General features: G+C 72.5%; 8 protein-coding genes. 7 read left to right on the top strand and 1 reads right to left on the bottom strand.

The window, feature by feature from the left end:
* Positions 1 to 177 precede the first annotated feature (177 nt).
* The 4 genes from glgX to HG542_RS23645 all read left to right on the top strand — a co-directional run bounded on the left by glgX (position 178) and on the right by HG542_RS23645 (position 8,834).
* Positions 178 to 2,493 (top strand): glycogen debranching protein GlgX, encoded by a 2,316-nt coding sequence (gene glgX / locus HG542_RS23660; protein WP_171084682.1) that lies wholly within the window; start codon positions 178 to 180, stop codon positions 2,491 to 2,493.
* Between the two features lie 120 nt (positions 2,494 to 2,613).
* The gene (locus HG542_RS23655) at positions 2,614 to 4,407 is read left to right on the top strand and encodes an ABC transporter ATP-binding protein (protein WP_171084681.1); all 1,794 of its coding nucleotides are present in this window, start codon (positions 2,614 to 2,616) and stop codon (positions 4,405 to 4,407) included.
* Positions 4,404 to 6,188: an ABC transporter ATP-binding protein gene (locus HG542_RS23650; RefSeq protein ID WP_171084680.1), complete on the top strand. Its 1,785-nt coding sequence runs from the start codon at positions 4,404 to 4,406 to the stop codon at positions 6,186 to 6,188. Before HG542_RS23655 ends, HG542_RS23650 begins: the two co-directional genes overlap by 4 nt.
* 366 nt (positions 6,189 to 6,554) lie before the next feature.
* Entirely contained in the window at positions 6,555 to 8,834 is a 2,280-nt protein-coding gene (locus tag HG542_RS23645; RefSeq protein ID WP_229922512.1) for a M4 family metallopeptidase, read from the top strand.
* Positions 8,835 to 8,944: 110 nt separating this feature from the next.
* On the opposite strand, the gene glgP is transcribed toward HG542_RS23645, so the two are convergent.
* Positions 8,945 to 11,569 carry an alpha-glucan family phosphorylase gene (gene glgP, locus HG542_RS23640; RefSeq protein ID WP_171084679.1) on the bottom strand — a complete coding sequence of 875 codons (2,625 nt, stop codon included), beginning with the start codon at positions 11,567 to 11,569 and terminating at the stop codon, positions 8,945 to 8,947.
* 565 nt (positions 11,570 to 12,134) lie between these two features.
* On the opposite strand from glgP, the gene HG542_RS23635 reads away from it, so the two are divergent.
* The 3 genes from HG542_RS23635 to HG542_RS23625 all read left to right on the top strand — a co-directional run bounded on the left by HG542_RS23635 (position 12,135) and on the right by HG542_RS23625 (position 17,883).
* Positions 12,135 to 14,129, top strand: coding sequence for an alpha-1,4-glucan--maltose-1-phosphate maltosyltransferase (locus tag HG542_RS23635; protein WP_171084678.1), 1,995 nt, complete (start codon positions 12,135 to 12,137; stop codon positions 14,127 to 14,129).
* Positions 14,126 to 15,844 (top strand): maltose alpha-D-glucosyltransferase, encoded by a 1,719-nt coding sequence (gene treS / locus HG542_RS23630; RefSeq protein ID WP_171084676.1) that lies wholly within the window; start codon positions 14,126 to 14,128, stop codon positions 15,842 to 15,844. Before HG542_RS23635 ends, treS begins: the two co-directional genes overlap by 4 nt.
* Before the next feature lie 500 nt (positions 15,845 to 16,344).
* Positions 16,345 to 17,883: a maltokinase N-terminal cap-like domain-containing protein gene (locus tag HG542_RS23625; RefSeq protein WP_438816704.1), complete on the top strand. Its 1,539-nt coding sequence runs from the start codon at positions 16,345 to 16,347 to the stop codon at positions 17,881 to 17,883.
* Positions 17,884 to 18,135: the final 252 nt, after the last annotated feature.

Here is an 18,135-nt window from a genome sequence, read left to right as displayed (position 1 = left end):
CTTCCCCTCCCGAGAAACGTCACTGCACTCGCTTGCTGCGGCCGATCACACGTGTGAGCGCATACGTGGATCCGGGAAGAAACCGGGGAAGACCGGGAAAGAGCGCAACCACCGGGCCCCCGGACGGGACGCCGGGTGCCCCGGGTGCGCCGTCCCAGAGCCGCCGGAGGCGAACACGTGTCGAGCGCATCCGAGAAGAGCGCGTCCGAGCAAGAGGCGCGGCAGGACGCCCAGTTCGCCCGTGTCAACGGCCGCCCCCGCCCGGCCGGCCCGGGCGCTCCCGTGTGGCCGGGCAGCCCGGAACCGCTCGGGGCGCACTTCACGGTGGACGCGCACGGCGTGGCGGGGACGAACTTCGCGCTGTGGGCCGGAGGGGCGGAAGCCGTCGAACTGTGCCTGTTCGGCGAGGACGGGACCGACGACCCGGCAGGGGGTGAAACCCGTCATCCATTGACGGAGTTGACGCACGAGATATGGCACGGCTTCGTGCCCGGCGTCCTTCCCGGACGCTGCTACGGCTACCGCGTGCACGGCCGCTGGGACCCCTGGACCGGCGCCCGCTGGAACCCCGCGAAACTCCTCCTGGACCCCTACGCCCGCGCCGTCGACGGCGACTTCGGCGGCCCGCCCGGGCACCCGCGCACCGCGCTCCCGGCCGAGGTCTACGGACACGTGCGCGACTGGCCGCAGCAGCACGTCGCCGACACCGTACGCGACGAACGGGACTCCGCACCCCACGTCCCCAAGGGCGTGGTGGTCGCGGACCGCGACGACCCGGACGACCGCCGCCCCGACACCCCGTGGGCCGACACCGTCCTCTACGAACTGCACGTGCGCGGCTTCACCATGCGCCACCCCGGCGTGCCCGAGCGGCTGCGCGGCACCTACGCGGGCCTGGCGCACCCGGCGGCCCTGGAGCACCTGGTGCGGCTGGGCGTGACGGCCGTGGAGCTGCTGCCCGTCCACCAGTTCGCGCACGAGGACCACCTGCTGCGGCGCGGACTGGGCAACTACTGGGGCTACAACTCCATCGGCTACTTCGCCCCGCACGCCGCCTACGCGGCCTCCGGCACGCGCGGCCAGCAGGTCGCCGAGTTCCGGGCGATGGTGCGGGCCCTGCACACGGCGGGCATCGAGGTCATCCTCGACGTGGTCTACAACCACACCGCCGAGAGCGGCGAGCTCGGACCCACCTTCTCGCTGCGCGGCATCGACAACCGCCGCTACTACCGCCTCCAGGGCGACGCACGCCGCTACGCCGACTACACCGGCTGCGGCAACACCCTGCACGTCGCACAGCCCCATGTGCTGCGCCTGATATCCGACTCGCTGCGCTACTGGGTCACCGAGATGGGCGTCGACGGCTTCCGCTTCGACCTCGCCGCGACGCTGGCCCGGGACATGCGCGGCACGGACGAGCCCGACATGCTCTCGCCCTTCCTCACGGTCGTCGCCCAGGACCCGGTGCTGCGCCGCGTCAAGCTCATCGCCGAGCCGTGGGACGTGGGCCCCGGCGGGTACCGGGTGGGCGCCTTCCCGCCGCCGTGGGCCGAGTGGAACGACCGCTACCGGGACGCCGTGCGCGACTTCTGGCGCGGCGCCCTGCCCGATGTGCGCGACCTGGGCTACCGGCTCACGGGCTCCAGCGACCTCTACGCCTGGGGCGGCCGCCGCCCCCACGCCTCCGTCAACTTCGTGACGGCGCACGACGGTTTCACGCTGCGCGACCTCGTCAGCTACGACCGCAAGCACAACGAGGCCAACGGCGAGGGCAACCGGGACGGCACGGACGTCAACCGCTCGTGGAACTGCGGCACCGAGGGCGAGACCGACGACCCGGACGTGCTCGCCCTGCGCCGCCGCCAGATCCGCAACCTGCTCACCACCCTCCTGCTGTCCACGGGCGTGCCGATGCTGGTGGCGGGTGACGAGATGGGCCGGACCCAGGGCGGCAACAACAATGCCTACTGTCAGGACAACGAGACCGGCTGGGTCGACTGGTCCGCGCTGGAGGACCCCGGCTGGCGGGCCGTCGCCCGCCTCTGCTCCCGGCTGCTGGCCCTGCGCCGCGCCCATCCGGTGCTGCGCAGCCGCGTGTTCTTCTCCGGCCGTCCGCAGAGCGCGCAGGGCCTGCGGGACCTGGCCTGGTTCACGCCGGGCGGCACGGAGATGACCGAGGCCGACTGGTACGGCCCGACGGCCACGCTCGGCATGTACCTCTCGGGCCGCGACATCCCGCAGCGCGGTCCGACGGGCGCACCGGTCACGGACGACAGCTTCCTGGTGATCCTGCACGCGGGCCCGCGCCCGGTCCGCTTCCTGCTGCCGGGCCCGCCGTGGGCGGAGGCGTACGAACTGGTGGCGGACACCTCGCGGGAGGACCAGCAGGCCGCTCCGGAGAGCCGGCGCAGAGCAGGCGCGCGGACGGTGGTGCCCGCGCGTTCGGTGCTGCTCCTGCGCGCCGTGCCCACGGGCCGGGGGGTGCGTGCGTAGCGGGCACCGGGAGCGTACGGGCACGCGTCCCGCGCACGGACCGGCGCTCGCCACCGCCCGCGGGCCCGGGGCGGGAATCCCGGTGGGCGGTGTCAGTGGTGAACCGTAGTCTCGCACCTGATGACCGGAACCCGTGAAGCGACCCGCCCGGCCGAACACCGGTCGGCCGTACGGTCGTTGCTGCGCCTGTGGCCCTATGTGCGGCCCGTGCACCGGCGGCTGGCGGCGGCCGCGCTGGTGACCGTGGCGGCCTCCTGCCTGAGCCTGGTGATCCCGCTCGCCCTGAAGTGGACCGTGGACGGGCCGATAGCGCGCCGCGAGCCGTCCGGGGTGTGGCTCGGCGGGCTGATGCTGCTGCTGGTCGGTTCCGCGGAGGCGGGGCTGTTCGGGCTGCGGCGGGTGCTGGTGGCGCGGCCGCTGGCGCGGGTCGAGGCGGACATGCGAGCGGCGCTGTATGCGCATCTGCAGCGTCTGCCGGTCTCCTTCCACGACCGCTGGCCCTCCGGGCAGTTGCTCTCGCGCGGCACGACCGATCTGATGCTCGTGCGCATCTTCCTGGCGTTCCCGCTGACCTTCCTGTTGGTCAACGGGGCCACGATCGTGGTGGGTTTCACCATTCTGCTGATGCAGGAGTGGCGGCTCGGGCTCGTCCTGCTGGCCCCGGTCGTCCCGCTCGTCGCGCTGTGCTGGTTCTTCGAGGAGCGCTACGCGCGGGCGGCGCGCACCGCGCAGGACCGGATCGGGGATCTGACGACCGTCATCGAGGAGAGCGTCCTCGGCATCCGCATCGTCAAGGGCTTCGGCCGCCACCCGGCGCTGCAGCGGGCCTTCGGCACGCTCGCGGAGGGGCTGCGTGGCATCGAGCTGCACAAGGCCGCCCTGCTGGGCGCGCTCTGGGCGCTCATCATGATCCTGCCCGAACTGGCCGTCGGCACGGCCCTGGTGCTCGGCACGCTGCAGGTCGCCGACGGGCAGCTCTCCACGGGCACCCTGGTGGCGTTCCTGTCGACGGCGCTGGCGCTGCGCTGGCCGGTCGAGTCGATCGGCTTCCTGCTCGCCCTGACCAACGAGACGGCGACGGCCGCGGACCGCTATTTCGAGGTGATGGACACCGCACCGCCCGCCGCCCGGGAGCCGCGGATCCGGCGGCCGCGCTGCGCGCCGTGCCGCGGCGACGGCGGACTGCGGCTGGAGGGCGTCGAGTTCCGCTACCCCGACGCGCCGCCCGGCACCCCGCCCGTGCTGCGCGGGGTCGACCTGCACATCCGCCGCGGCGAGACCATGGCCCTCGTCGGCACCACCGGCAGCGGCAAGACCACCCTGGTCTCCCTCATCCCGCGGCTCCACGAGGCGACCGCGGGCCGCATCACCCTCGACGGCACCGACGTCACCGCGGTGCCGCGCAGCCGGCTGCGCCAGTGGGTGGCCGTCGCCTTCGAGGAGCCGACGCTGTTCTCCGCCAGCGCCGGGGAGAACGTCCTCATGGGCGCCGACGACGCCGGGGAGGAGGATCTCGACCGCGCCCTCGCCGTCGCCCAGGCCGGGTTCGTCCACGACCTGCCCGAGGGGCACCGCACTCAGGTCGGCGAGCAGGGCCTCAGCCTGTCCGGCGGCCAGCGCCAGCGGCTCGCGCTCGCCCGCGCGGTCGTCGGCAGTCCCCGCTTCCTCGTCCTCGACGACCCGCTCTCCGCGCTCGACGTGCACACCGAGGCCCTGGTCGAGAACGCGCTGCGCGAGGTCCTCGCGGACACGACGGCCCTCGTCGTCGCCCACCGCCCGTCCACCGTCCTGCTGGCGGACCGCGTGGCACTGCTGTCGCAGGGGCGCATCACGGCGGTCGGCACGCACTACGAACTCCTCCACGGCAACCGGGAGTACGCCTCGCTGATGTCCGGACCGAAGGGCACCCCATGACGAACTCCCCTGCCGGTGAGGTTCCGAGGGACGCGTCCAGAGCACTGCTGCGCTCCCTGCTGGCACCCGCCCGCGCCCGGGTGCGCACCGCGGCCCTCCTGCTGCTGCTCCAGCAGGCCGCGGTCCAGGCGGGCCCGCTGCTCGTCGCGTATGCCATCGACCACGCCGTGCCGGCCGTCATCCGGCACGACCACGGGCCGCTCATGGCCGTCGCGGCCGGGTACGGGCTCTGTGCCGTGGCCTCCGGCCTGCTGCAGCTCGTCTTCGTGCGGCTGAGCGCCCGGATCGGCCAGGACGCCCTGCTGGAGCTGCGCGGCCGGCTCTACCGCCACGCGCAGTCCCTCAGCGTCGACTTCCACGAGCGCTACACCTCCGGCCGGCTGATCGCCCGCGCCACCACCGACGTCGAGTCGATCCGCGAGCTGCTCAACGACGGCCTGCAGGAACTGATGGGCGTCGCGCTGTCGGTGCTGTACGTCTCGGCGATGCTGCTGTACCTGGACCCGGGCATCGGCGCCGCCGCGCTGCTCTCCTTCGCCCCGCTGTCCGTGCTCGTGCGCTCCTACCGGCGCCGCTCCGCGGTCGTCTACCGCATGCGTTCCTCCGCGATGGCGGCGGTCATCGTGAAGTTCACCGAGACCATGAACGGCATCCGCCCGGTCCAGGCGTTCCGCCGCGAGGCCGCCAACGAGGCGCACTTCGCGGTGCTCAACGAACGGCACCTGGAGGGCAACGCCCGGTTGCTGCTGGAGATGGCGCGCTACGTGGTCTCGTCCCGGCTGGTGGCCAATGCGGTGCTGGCCACGATCGTGGTGTGGGGTGCGTGCCGGGTGGCCGCCGGCGAACTGGGGCTGGGGGTGCTGGCGGCGGCCGTGCTGTACCTGCGACGGCTGTACGACCCCATCGACCGGCTGGGGTCGTTCCTCAACTCCTGGCAGTCCGCGGCCGCTTCGCTGGAGAAGATCGCCGAGCTGCTGGCCCGGCGCCCCTCCGTGCCCGAGCCGGCGGAGCCCGTACCGCTGCCCGCGCGGGCGGCCGGCAGCCCCGGCCGCGAGGTGGTCTTCGAGGGGGTGCGCTTCGCGTACCGCGCCGGGGTGGAGGTGCTGCCGCGCCTCGATCTGACGCTGCGCGCCGGGGAGACGGTCGCGGTCGTCGGGTCGACGGGGGCCGGGAAGTCCACCCTCGCCAAGCTGCTGGCCCGCTTCTACGACCCCACCGAGGGCCGCGTACTGCTCGACGGTGTGCCGCTGAGCGCGCTGTCCGGACGCGAACTGCGGCGCGGGGTGGTGATGGTGACGCAGGAGTCCTTCCTGTTCTCCGGGACGGTCGCCGACAACATCGCCATCGGCCGCCCCGGCGCGACGCGCCAGGAGATCGAGCGGGCCGCGCGGGCCATCGGTGCGCACGACTTCATCACCGCCCTGCCCGACGGCTACGACACGGACGTCCGCAAACGCGGCGGCCGCATCTCGGCGGGCCAGCGCCAACTGGTGGGCTTCGCCCGTGCGTTGCTCGCCGACCCGGCGGTGCTGATCCTCGACGAGGCGACGTCCTCCCTGGACATCCCCGGCGAACGGGCGGTGCAGCGGGCGATGGCCACGGTCCTGCACGGCCGCACGGCGGTGGTGATCGCGCACCGGCTGTCGACGGTGGAGATCGCGGACCGGGTGCTGGTGATGGACGGGGGACGGATCGTCGAGGACGGCACCCCGTCCGAACTCGTCGCGGGGGCAGGGCGGTTCGCGGACCTGCACAAGGCGTGGCGGGAGAGCCTGGTGTAGGGCGCCCCGAAGGGGCGCTGGGGGCACCTCCCAGCGGTAGCTGGGGGAGGAACTGCGCGCTCAGCCACGGCGCGCCTGCGGACGAGGGGCTCGGGGCTGCGCCCCGGACCCCCTGGGTGATGCGTCGGCTGCGGGCCGGTGGGGGCTTGTCGCGCAGTTCCCCGCGCCCCCTCGGGGCGCTTGCCGCTATGCGGACAACCTTCCTTGGCCAACGGACATTTTCCGGCCAACTTCTTGACCCGCCCATGACACCCACTTGGTTGCGGTGGGACTCTCACCTCAACTGGCACGGGCCACCCCCACATCCCCCCCAGACCCGTCGCCGATCGAACCTCTCTCCATGCCCATCGGCTGAAGGAGATCAGAGTGAGATCCACCCCCCATCGGCGCGCCGTCGCGACCGGCGCCCTGGTAGCCGTGACGGCGATGATCGCCGTCGGAGTACAGACCGGTTCCGCCACCGCCCGCCCGGAGCCCGGCGGCCAGAAGGCCGCAAAGGCCGACCCCGGTGCCCGGCCCGCCCTGCTGTCGCCCTCCCAGCGCGCCGAGTTGATACGCAACGCCACCGCGACCCGGGCCCGGACCGCCCGCACCCTCGGCCTCGGTTCCGGGGAGCAGCTCGTCGTCAAGGACGTCGCCCGGGACGCCGACGGCACGCTGCACACCCGGTACGAGCGCACATACGACGGCCTGCCGGTCCTCGGCGGCGACCTGGTCGTGGACGCGACCGCCGGCGGCAAGGTCACCACCGTCGCCAAGGCGAACAAGGCCCGCCTGGCCGTGCCGACGACCACGCCCTCCTTCGCCGCCTCCGCCGCCGAGAAGGACGCCGTCAAGTCCGCGGCCGCACAGGGCTCCACGGCCACCCGGGCCGACCGTGCCCCCCGCAAGGTGATCTGGGCGGGCCACGGCACGCCGGTCCTCGCCTACGAGACCGTCGTCGGCGGCCTCCAGGAGGACGGCACCCCCAACCAGCTGCACGTCATCACGGATGCCCGGACCGGCAAGAAGCTCTTCGAGTTCCAGGGCGTCAAGACCGGCACCGGCAACACGGAGTACAGCGGCAAGGTCACCCTGGGCACCTCGCAGTCGGGCGGCCAGTACCAGCTCAACGACGCGTCGCGCGGCGGCCACAAGACGTACAACCTCAACCACGGGTCGAGCGGCACCGGCACGCTGTTCACCAACTCCAGCGACGTCTGGGGCGACGGCACGGTCAACGACCCCGCCACGGCCGGTGCCGACGCGCACTACGGCGCCCAACTGACCTGGGACTACTACAAGACCGTGCACAACCGCAGCGGCATCCGCGGCGACGGCGTGGGCGCGTACAGCCGGGTGCACTACGGCAACAGCTACGTCAACGCCTTCTGGGACGACGGCTGCTTCTGCATGACCTACGGCGACGGCTCCGGCGACGCGCACCCGCTCACCGCCATCGACGTGGCCGCGCACGAGATGACGCACGGCGTCACCTCCGCCACCGCCAACCTCACCTACAGCGGAGAGTCCGGCGGCCTCAACGAGGCCACCTCCGACATGATGGCCATCGCCGTCAAGTGGTGGGCCAACAACCCCGCCGATCCGGGCGACTACATGATCGGCAAGAAGATCGACATCAACGGCAACGGCACCCCGCTGCGCTACATGGACCAGCCGAGCAAGGACGGCAGTTCCAAGGACAGCTGGTACGCCGGTGTCGGCGACGTCGACGTCCACTACTCGTCCGGTCCGGCCAACCACTGGTTCTACCTGGCCTCCGAGGGCAGCGGCCCGAAGGACATCAACGGCACCCACTACGACAGCCCGACCTCCGACGGCCTGCCGGTCACCCCGGTCGGCCGGGACAACGCGGCCAACGTCTGGTACAAGGCGCTCACCGAGCGCATGACGTCCACCACCGACTACGCGGGCGCACGCGACGCCACGCTGTGGGCGGCCGGCCAGCTCTTCGGCGTCGGCAGCGACACGTACAACAACGTGGGCAACGCATGGGCCGCCATCAACGTCGGCAGCCGGCTCTCCAGCGGTGTGTCGGTCACCAGCCCCGGCGACCAGACCAGCATCGTGAACACGCCGGTCTCGCTGCAGATCAAGGCGACCAGCCCGACGACCGGTTCGCTGAGCTACGCGGCGACCGGACTGCCGGCCGGCCTGTCCATCAACGCGTCGACCGGCCTGATCACGGGGACGCCGACCGCCACCGGAAGCAGCGCCGTGACCGTGACGGTGAAGGACGCGGCCGGCAAGACCGGCACGGTCTCCTTCACCTGGACGGTGAACGCGGCGGACGGCGGCGGCACGGTCTTCGAGAACACCACACCGGTCGCCATCCCGGACGCGGGCCCGGCGGTCACCTCGCCGGTCACCGTGACGCGCACCGGCAACGGCCCGAAGGCGCTCAAGGCGACCGTGAACATCACGCACACCTACCGGGGCGACCTGCAGATCGACCTCGTCGCACCGAACGGCAAGACGTGGCGGCTGAAGAGCGCGGACATGTGGGACTCGGCGGCGAACGTGAAAGAGACGTACACCGTCGACGCTTCCGCGGTGGCTGCGAAGGGCACCTGGAAGCTGCGGGTGCAGGACATGTACGCCGGTGACACCGGCACGGTGAACAGCTGGCGCTTGACATTCGGCTGACCGCCGGTGGCCGCCGGGGGCTCCGCCCCCGGACCCCCGTTCCCCGCCCACCCACCCGATCACCGGCAACGCCGTGGCGTTTCCGGGTAACGGGCGGGTGGGCGGGCTCGCTACCGCATCAGTACCCCGCCGTCCCCCGAGGCCTCCGGCGGTACCGCCACCAAGCCCATCTCCGCCCCGCCGGCGAGCAGCCGGTGCGCCGGCAGGATGCGTACCGTGTAGCCGAACGGGCCGGTGCGGTCGAAGGTCAGCGGGCCTTCGTAGAGGCGGCGCCCGTCCAGGCCCGCCGCACCCGTCGGCTTCAGCGGGAACGTGGCCGGCGCGGTCAGCCGGTCCGCCGGGTCCACCCGGCCCGCAACGGCCTGCACCTCCACGTCGGACGGCTCCAGTTCGCCCAGCCGGACGCTCACCCGCAGGGACACCGTCGACCCCAGCTCGGCCGTGCCGTTGAGCGGGCTGTCCGTCACCGCCTCGACGTGGTCGACGGCCACCCCGGACCACCCGGCACGGACCCGCGCCTTCCAGGCGGACAGGTCGGCCGCGGCAGCCGGGTTCAGCGCCCGCTGCGCCTCGGCGGCCGGGCCGTACAGCTCCTCCACGTACTCGCGCACCATGCGCCCGGCCAGCACCTTCGGCCCGAGGGTCGCCAGGGTCCGGCGGACCATCTCGATCCAGCGCACCGGCAGCCCGCCCGGACCCCGGTCGTAGAAGCACGGCGTCACCTGCTGCGACAGCAGCTCGTACAGCGCCGCCGCCTCAAGGTCGTCGCGGCGGTCCTCGTCCGTGCCGGTGCCGTCGGCGGTCGGGATGGCCCAGCCGAAGTCCGGGTCGTACCACTCGTCCCACCAGCCGTCCAGGACGGACAGGTTGAGGCAGCCGTTGAGCGCGGCCTTCATCCCGGAGGTGCCGCAGGCCTCCAGCGGGCGCAGCGGGTTGTTGAGCCACACGTCGCAGCCCGGGTACAGCTTCTGCGCCATGGCCATGCCGTAGTCCGGGAGGAAGACGATGCGGTGGCGCACCCGCGGGTCGTCGGCGAACCGGACGAGCTCCTGGACCAGGCGCTTGCCGCTGTCGTCGGCCGGGTGGGCCTTGCCCGCGACGACGATCTGCACCGGGTGCTCGGGGTGCAGCAGCAGTTCCATGAGCCGGTCGCGGTCGCGGAGCATGAGGGTGAGCCGCTTGTACGAGGGCACGCGCCGGGCGAAGCCGATGGTGAGGACGCCGGGGTCCAGCACGCCGTCGATCCAGCCGAGTTCGGCCGCGCCGGCCCCGCGCTCGCGCCAGGCGGCGCGCAGCCGCTCGCGCACCTCCTCCACCAGCTGCTCGCGCAGGGTGCGCCGCAGCTGCCAGATGTCGTCGTCGGAGATCTCGGCGACGGAGTCCCAGCGCTCGGCGCCGCCGATGCTCAGCGCCTCCTCGGCGCGGCCGATGCCGACGCGGCGGGCGCCCAGCCGGAAGACCTCGGGGGCGACCCAGGTGGGCGCGTGGACGCCGTTGGTGACGGAGGTGATCGGCACCTCGTCGGCGTCGAAACCCGGCCACAGTCCGGCGAACATCTCGCGGCTCACCCTGCCGTGCAGGACGGAGACGCCGTTGGCACGCTGCGCCAGGCGCAGGCCCATGACGGCCATGTTGAAGAGGTTGGGCTCGCCGCCGGGGTAGGTCTCCAGGCCGAGGGCGAGGATGCGTCCGGCGTCGATTCCGGGCAGTTCGCCGTCGTCGCCGAAGTGCCGGCCGACGAGTTCGCGGTCGAAGCGGTCGATGCCGGCGGGCACGGGGGTGTGGGTGGTGAAGACGGCGCCGGCCCGCACGCTTTCGAGCGCGGCGTCGAACTCGACGCCCCGGCAGGTGAGTTCGCGGATGCGCTCCAGGCCGAGGAAACCGGCGTGGCCCTCGTTGGTGTGGAAGACCTCGGGGTCCGGGTGTCCGGTGAGCCGGCAGTACGCCCGGACCGCCCGTACGCCGCCGATGCCCAGCAGCATCTCCTGCAGCAGCCGGTGTTCGCTGCCGCCGCCGTAGAGCCGGTCGGTGACATCGCGTTCGCCGGGGGCGTTCTCCTCGACGTCGGAGTCGAGCAGCAGCAGCGGCACCCGGCCCACCTGCGCCTGCCAGATGTGGGCGAGCAGGCTGCGGCCTCCGGGCAGCGCGAGGGTGACTCTGCTGGGGCTGCCGTCGGGTTCGCGGAGCACGGTCAGCGGGAGCTCGTTGGGGTCGAGCAGGGGGTAGTGCTCCTGCTGCCAGCCCTCGCGGGAGAGGGACTGCCGGAAATAGCCGTGCCGGTAGAGCAGTCCGACGCCGATGAGGGGAACTCCCAGGTCGCTGGCGGCCTTCAGATGGTCTCCGGCCAGGATGCCGAGGCCGCCGCTGTACTGCGGGAGGGCGGCGGTGATGCCGAACTCGGGCGAGAAGTAGGCGACCGCGGCGGGGAGTCCCGCCGGCTGTTCCTGGTACCAGCGGCGGCCGGTGACATAGTCCTGCAGGTCGTCGGCGGCGGCCGCCAGGCGCCGCCGGAAGCGGCGGTCCCCGGAGAGCGCCGCGAGGCGGTCGGCGGAGAGGGCGCCGAGCAGGCGCAACGGATCGCCGCCCGCCGCGCGCCAGCCCTCGGGGTCGGCGGACTGGAAGAGTTCGCGCGTCTCGGCATGCCAGGACCAGCGCAGATTGCGCGCCAGTTCGCTGAGCGGTCGTAGGGGCTCCGGAAGGACGGGGCGCACGCTGAATCGACGAATGGCCTTCACTCCCCCGACGGTAGCGCCGCACCGCCCCGCGGCAGGGCCCAAGCCGCCAAGTACCCTCGTCCGCCTGACCGCACCCGAGTCCGTGCGGGGGGTTTGCGTCCCGTAAGAAAGTACTAGGCAAAAATACGCCGCGCGTACATCACCAGGGTCCAAGGCCAACGGGCGCTACGGCCTTCGAAGGTGAAGTCGGGGAGCGTTCCCTCATTTGGCTGCCGGAAGCCTCCTTTCGTCACATTGCACACGGTCGGCCCAGCGAGCAGACTCCGTACGGGTGACGGGGGTCCGTCCGCCCTCCCCACACGGTGCCACGCGAACTACGCACGAGTAGTTCATACGGACCCGGCATGCAGGGCGGGGGCCGGTGGGAAAGCTCATCCGTATCCACGGGCGGCCGTCCGTCGCCTTTACTCCAGCTACGTCAGCGCGTTGTCTCCGCCCACCCGAGTGAACGCGGACAGGAGCCCTCATGCCCGCACTCCGCCGACGGCCGGCGAAACGGCTAGAAAGAACAGCGTCCGGATCCGCCCATCCCCCGTCCCCCGACGTCGAATTCCCAGGTGATCCCATGATCGGCCGCATTCCCGTCCTCGACCTCGCACCGCTCGTCGACTGCGGCCGACGACCGGTCAAGGCCGTGGTGGGGGAGACGTTCGAGGTGACCGCCACGGTGTTCCGCGAGGGGCACGACGCGGTGGGGGCGAATGTGGTGCTGCGGGACGCGCAGGGCCGCAGCGGGCCGTGGACGCCGATGCGGGAGCTGGCTCCGGGCACCGACCGGTGGGGCGCGGAGGTCACCCCCGACGCCGAGGGCCGCTGGACGTACGCGGTGGAGGCCTGGGGCGATCCGGTGACGACGTGGCGGCACCACGCGCAGATCAAGGTCCCGGCCGGGATCGACACGGACCTGGTGCTGGAGGAGGGCGCCCGGCTGCACGAACGGGCCGCCGCCGGCGTGCCGAAGAAGAACGGCCGGGAAGCCGTGCTGAGCGCGGTGGACGCCCTGCGCGACCGCGGCCGGCGCCCCGCCGACCGGCTCGCCGCGGCCCTCGCGCCCGAGGTCACGGCCGCGCTGGCCGCGTGGCCGCTGCGCGAACTGGTCACCGTCAGCAGGCCCGTTCCGGTGCTGGTGGAGCGCGAGCGGGCGCTGTTCGGCGCGTGGTACGAGATGTTCCCGCGCTCCGAGGGCGCGGTGGTGGCGGAGGGCGCCCGGCCCCGCAGCGGTACGTTCCGGACCGCCGCCGAGCGGCTGCCGGCGATCGCCGCGATGGGCTTCGACGTCGTCTACCTCCCCCCGGTCCACCCCATCGGCACCTCCTTCCGCAAGGGCCCCAACAACGCGCTCACGGCGGGCCCTTGGGACGTCGGCAGCCCATGGGCCATCGGCTCCGCGGAGGGCGGACACGATGCACTGCACCCGGACCTGGGCACCTTCGAGGACTTCGCGCATTTCGTGTCCCGGGCGCGCGAGCTGCGCATGGAGGTGGCGCTCGACTTCGCGCTGCAGTGCTCCCCCGACCACCCCTGGGTGGACAAGCACCCGGAATGGTTCCACCACCGTGCCGACGGCTCCATCGCCTATGCCGAGAATCCGCCGAAGAAATACCAGGACATCTACCCCCTGGCCTTCGACGCGGACCCGGAGGGGCTGACCGCGGAGACGCTGCGCGTCCTGCGCTTCTGGATGGAGCGCGGGATCAGGGTCTTCCGCGTCGACAATCCCCACACCAAGCCCGTCGCCTTCTGGGAGCGGGTGATCGCGGAAATCGGGCGCACGGATCCCGATGTCGTCTTCCTCGCCGAGGCGTTCACCCGGCCCGCGATGATGCGCACGCTGGGTGCCGTCGGCTTCCAGCAGTCGTACACCTACTTCACCTGGCGCAACACCAAGCACGAGATCACGGAGTACCTGACCGAACTCGCCGGTGAATCGGCCGCCTTCATGCGTCCGAACCTGTTCGTGAACACCCCCGACATCCTGCACGCCTACCTGCAGGACGGCGGCCGGCCCGCCTTCGCCGCACGCGCGGTGCTGGCGGCGACGCTGAGCCCGTCCTGGGGCGTCTACGCGGGATTCGAGCTGTGCGAGAACACGCCGGTCCGCGAGGGCAGCGAGGAATACCTCGACTCCGAGAAGTACCAACTGCGGCCGCGGGACTGGGAGAAGGCCGAACGCGAGGGGCGCAGCCTCGCCCCGCTGCTCACCGCCCTCAACCGGCTGAGGCGCCGTCAACCCGCCCTGCACGGGCTGCGCAACCTGCGCTTCCACAGCGCGGACAACGATGCCGTGATCGCCTACTCCAAGCGCTCCGGCAGTTCCTGTGTCCTGGCGGTCGTCAACCTGGACCCCCACCACACCCAGGAGGCGACGGTCTCGTTGAACATGCCGGAACTCGGCCTCGAATGGGGCGAGTCCGTGCCGGTGCGCGACGAGCTCACCGGAGAGACCTATCACTGGGGCAGGGACAACTATGTGCGCCTCGAGCCGGGCCGTCCGATGGCGCCTGCGCACGTGTTCTCGCTGCGACCGTCCTCACCGATCGGAGGGTCACCCACACCATGATCGTCAATGAGCCCGTCCAGGACACGTTCGAGGACACTCCCGCGAAGGACCGGGATCCCGACTGGTTCAAGCGCGCCGTCTTCTACGAAGTGCTCGTACGCTCGTTCCAGGACAGCGACGGTGACGGCATCGGCGACCTCAAGGGACTCACCGCCAAACTGGACTACCTGCAGTGGCTGGGCGTCGACTGCCTCTGGCTGCCGCCGTTCTTCCAGTCGCCGCTGCGGGACGGCGGCTACGACGTCTCCGACTACACCTCGGTGCTCCCGGAGTTCGGCGACCTCGCCGACTTCGTGGAGTTCGTGGACGCGGCGCACCAGCGCGGGATGCGCGTCATCATCGACTTTGTCATGAACCATACGAGCGATCAGCACGACTGGTTCCAGCAGTCGCGCACCGATCCCGACGGCCCCTACGGCGACTACTACATGTGGGCCGACGACGACAAGCAGTACCCCGACGCGCGCATCATCTTCGTCGACACCGAGACGTCGAACTGGACCTTCGACCCGGTGCGCAAGCAGTACTACTGGCACCGCTTCTTCTCCCATCAGCCGGACCTCAACTACGAGAATCCGGCCGTGCAGGAGGAGATCCTCGCCGCCCTGCGGTTCTGGCTGGACCTCGGCATCGACGGCTTCCGGCTGGACGCCGTGCCGTATCTGTTCGCCCAGGAGGGCACCAACTGCGAGAACCTCCCGCAGTCGCACCGGTTCCTCAAGCGGGTGCGCGCCGAGATCGACGCGCACTACCCGGACACGGTGCTGCTGGCGGAGGCCAACCAGTGGCCCGAGGACGTCGTCGACTACTTCGGCAACTTCGAGCACGGCGGCGACGAGTGCCATATGGCGTTCCACTTCCCCGTGATGCCGCGCATCTTCATGGCGGTGCGGCGGGAGTCGCGCTACCCCGTCTCGGAAATCCTGGCCAAGACCCCGGCGATCCCGTCCGGCTGCCAGTGGGGGATCTTCCTGCGCAACCACGACGAGCTCACGCTCGAGATGGTCACGGACGAAGAGCGCGACTACATGTGGGCGGAGTACGCGAAGGATCCGCGGATGCGGGCCAACATCGGCATCCGGCGCCGGCTGGCCCCGCTGCTCGACAACGACCGCAACCAGATCGAGCTGTTCACCGCACTGCTGCTGTCCCTGCCGGGCTCGCCGATCCTGTACTACGGCGACGAGATCGGCATGGGCGACAACATCTGGCTCGGCGACCGGGACGCGGTGCGCACGCCGATGCAGTGGACGCCGGACCGCAACGCGGGCTTCTCGTCGTGCGACCCGGGCCGGCTCTACCTGCCGACGATCATGGACCCGGTCTACGGCTACCAGGTGACGAACGTGGAGGCGGCCATGTCCTCCCCCTCGTCGCTCCTCCACTGGACGCGCCGGATGATCGAGATCCGCAAGCAGAACCCGGCGTTCGGCCTCGGCTCCTACACGGAACTGCAGTCGAGCAACCCGGCGGTGCTGGCGTTCCTGCGCGAGCACGGTGACGACCTGGTCCTGTGCGTGAACAATTTCTCCCGCTTCGCACAGCCGACCGAGCTGGATCTGCGGGCGTTCAACACCCGGCACCCCGTCGAGCTGATCGGCGGCGTCCGCTTCCCCGCCATCGGCGAACTGCCCTACCTGCTCACCCTCGCAGGCCACGGCTTCTACTGGTTCCGTCTGCGCCGCAACACCCCGGCGCCGGCCGCGGGCCACTGAACCACCCCTGTGCGCGGCCCGCCCGCGCACAGGCGTTTTCCCGCCCCGACCCTGGGAACCCCTACTACTACGCACGGGCCGGGCCGAAGAGATCGCATCCGCACACACGGGCCGTTGTCACTGACCGTACGGACGATCCTCGCCCGACACGTCCCGCACCGCGCACTGGCCAAAGCCGCAATCCGGGACACTTTGCCCAATCTGTCGTGTGCCCGGGGAAAGGACGCGACGCCATGTCGGACGCACCGCAGGCCAGGCCCCTGGCGGGGGGCCCTCGGGGAGCCGCAGCATCTGCCGGGACCCCCGCGGGACCCGGCGCGCCCCCCGCAGAGCCCGCACGGGCCGCCGCGGGGGATTCGCCCGAGGCGGACACCGTCCCGACGCCGTTGCCCGACGGGCCCGGGCCGCGCACCGCCCCCGCAGGCGGCGAGCAGCCGGCGCCCCCCGGCGGCCGTGCCGGACGGCCCCGACCGCCCGGTACCGCATACCCCGACGCACCCGTGCCGGGCACCCCCGCAACGGCCCCCCAGGCCGATGCCGCCCCCGTGGGCGGCGAACCGGCGGCGCCCCCCGGTGCGGGGCGCACCGACCCCAACCCGCCGGATACGCACCGGTATTCGCAGCCGGCCCCCACCGCCCCCGAGCTGCTCCGCTCCCTGGTCCCGCTGTTGCGGGAATGGCTGCCGCGGCAGCGGTGGTTCGCCGGGAAGGGGCGGCCCATCAGCGGGTTCAGCCTGGTGTCCGCCACCGAGCTGTTGCCCCGGGCGCGGGGCGGGAGTGCGCCCGGGCTGCTGCATCTGCTCGTACGGGCCCAGCAGCCCGCGGCCCCCGGTCAGGGGCGCGGTACCCAGGACTGCTACCAACTGCTGCTCGGCGTCCAGGACGTGCTGCCCCCGCAGCTGGCCCCGGCGCTCATCGGGCGGCCGGCCGACGGGCCGCTGCACGGCTGCACCCTCTACGAGGGCCTCGCCGATCCCCGGCTCGCCGCGCTGCTGCTGGAGCGGCTCCGGATGCCCGGCCGGCTCGGTCCGCTCCGTTTCAGCCGCGAAGCGGACGCGTCCATCCCGTCCGGTCTCACGCCCCGCCTCCTGGGCGCCGAGCAGTCCAACTCCTCGGCCGTATACGGCGAAACGTATATCCTCAAGCTCTTCCGCCGCGTGGGCCCCGGCACCAACCCCGACCTCGAACTGCCGCGTGCACTCGCGAACGCCGGCTGCTCGCGCGTCCCCGCGCCCGCCGCCTGGTTCGAGGCCGAGCCGCCCGGCCCGCCCGGTGCGGAACCGATGACCCTGGGCGTGCTCCAGCCCTACCTCGCCGGCTCCGCCGACGGCTGGCAACTGGCCCTGGGCGCCCTGGCCGTGCGCGCCGACTTCGCCGCCTCCGCGCGCGCCCTCGGCCACGCCACGGCCGAGGTGCACCTGGCCCTCGCCGAGGCCCTGCCCACCGTCGTGCTGCGCCGTCCGCAGCTCGAACGCCTCGCCGCCGGCATGACCCGGCGCCTGGAGTCCGCCGCCGACGCCGTGCCCGCACTGCGCCCGTACCGGACCGCACTGCGCTCCGCCTACGAGGAACTCGCCGGACTCGGCCGGGCCGGACGCACCTGGCGCGCCCAGCGCATCCACGGCGACCTGCACCTCGGGCAGGCGCTGCGCACCGCGGCGGACGGCCGCTGGTCGCTCATCGACTTCGAGGGCGAGCCCGCCCGCCCGCTCGCCGAGCGGCGCCGGCCGCAGCCCGTCGCCCGCGATGTCGCCGGCATGCTGCGCTCCTTCGACTACGCGGCGGCCGTCGGCCACGCGACCGGCACCGAGTGGGCGCAGCGCGCCCGCGACGCCTTCTGCGAGGGCTACGCCGCCGTCCACCACGACCCCCGCGAGGACCCCCGGCTGCTGCGGGCCCACGAGACCGACAAGGCCGTCTACGAGGTGCTGTACGAGGCCCGGCACCGCCCGGACTGGCTGTCCGTCCCGATGTCCGCGATCCACCGCCTCGCCGGGGAGCCGTCCGGCCTCGGCGCCCCGGGCCCGCGCCCCGTATGACAGCCCGACCGACGCAATTCCCCTGGGAGGACCACCCCGTGACCGCACGACCCCCGTCCGGCCCCGTCCCCTGCGACTCCGCCGGGGTCCCCGTCCCGGCGACGTTCCTGCCGGCCCGGTCCGGCGCCGTACCGAGGCCCTCGCGGGCGGCGGCGGAACCGGACCCGGCGGCACCGGCGCCAACGCCGTCCCCGGCGGCACCCCCTCCCCCGCGCCAGGCGCCCCCGCCCCCCGCGCCCCGCCGCCTGGTCG

Origin of the sequence: Streptomyces morookaense (genome assembly GCF_013030945.1) — a bacterium.
GTDB lineage: Bacteria > Actinomycetota > Actinomycetes > Streptomycetales > Streptomycetaceae > Streptomyces > Streptomyces morookaensis.
The sequence above is the reverse complement of the archived record's forward strand: the minus strand, read 5'-3'. Positions and strand labels throughout refer to the sequence as shown.

What these genes read in the sequence shown, in the direction of transcription:
- HG542_RS23655 (WP_171084681.1), top strand. Translation starts at nt 2,614, where the DNA reads ATGACCGGAACCCGTGAAGCGACCCGCCCGGCCGAACACCGGTCGGCC.
- HG542_RS23650 (WP_171084680.1), top strand. Translation starts at nt 4,404, where the DNA reads ATGACGAACTCCCCTGCCGGTGAGGTTCCGAGGGACGCGTCCAGAGCA.
- HG542_RS23635 (WP_171084678.1), top strand. Translation starts at nt 12,135, where the DNA reads ATGATCGGCCGCATTCCCGTCCTCGACCTCGCACCGCTCGTCGACTGC.
- treS (WP_171084676.1), top strand. Translation starts at nt 14,126, where the DNA reads ATGATCGTCAATGAGCCCGTCCAGGACACGTTCGAGGACACTCCCGCG.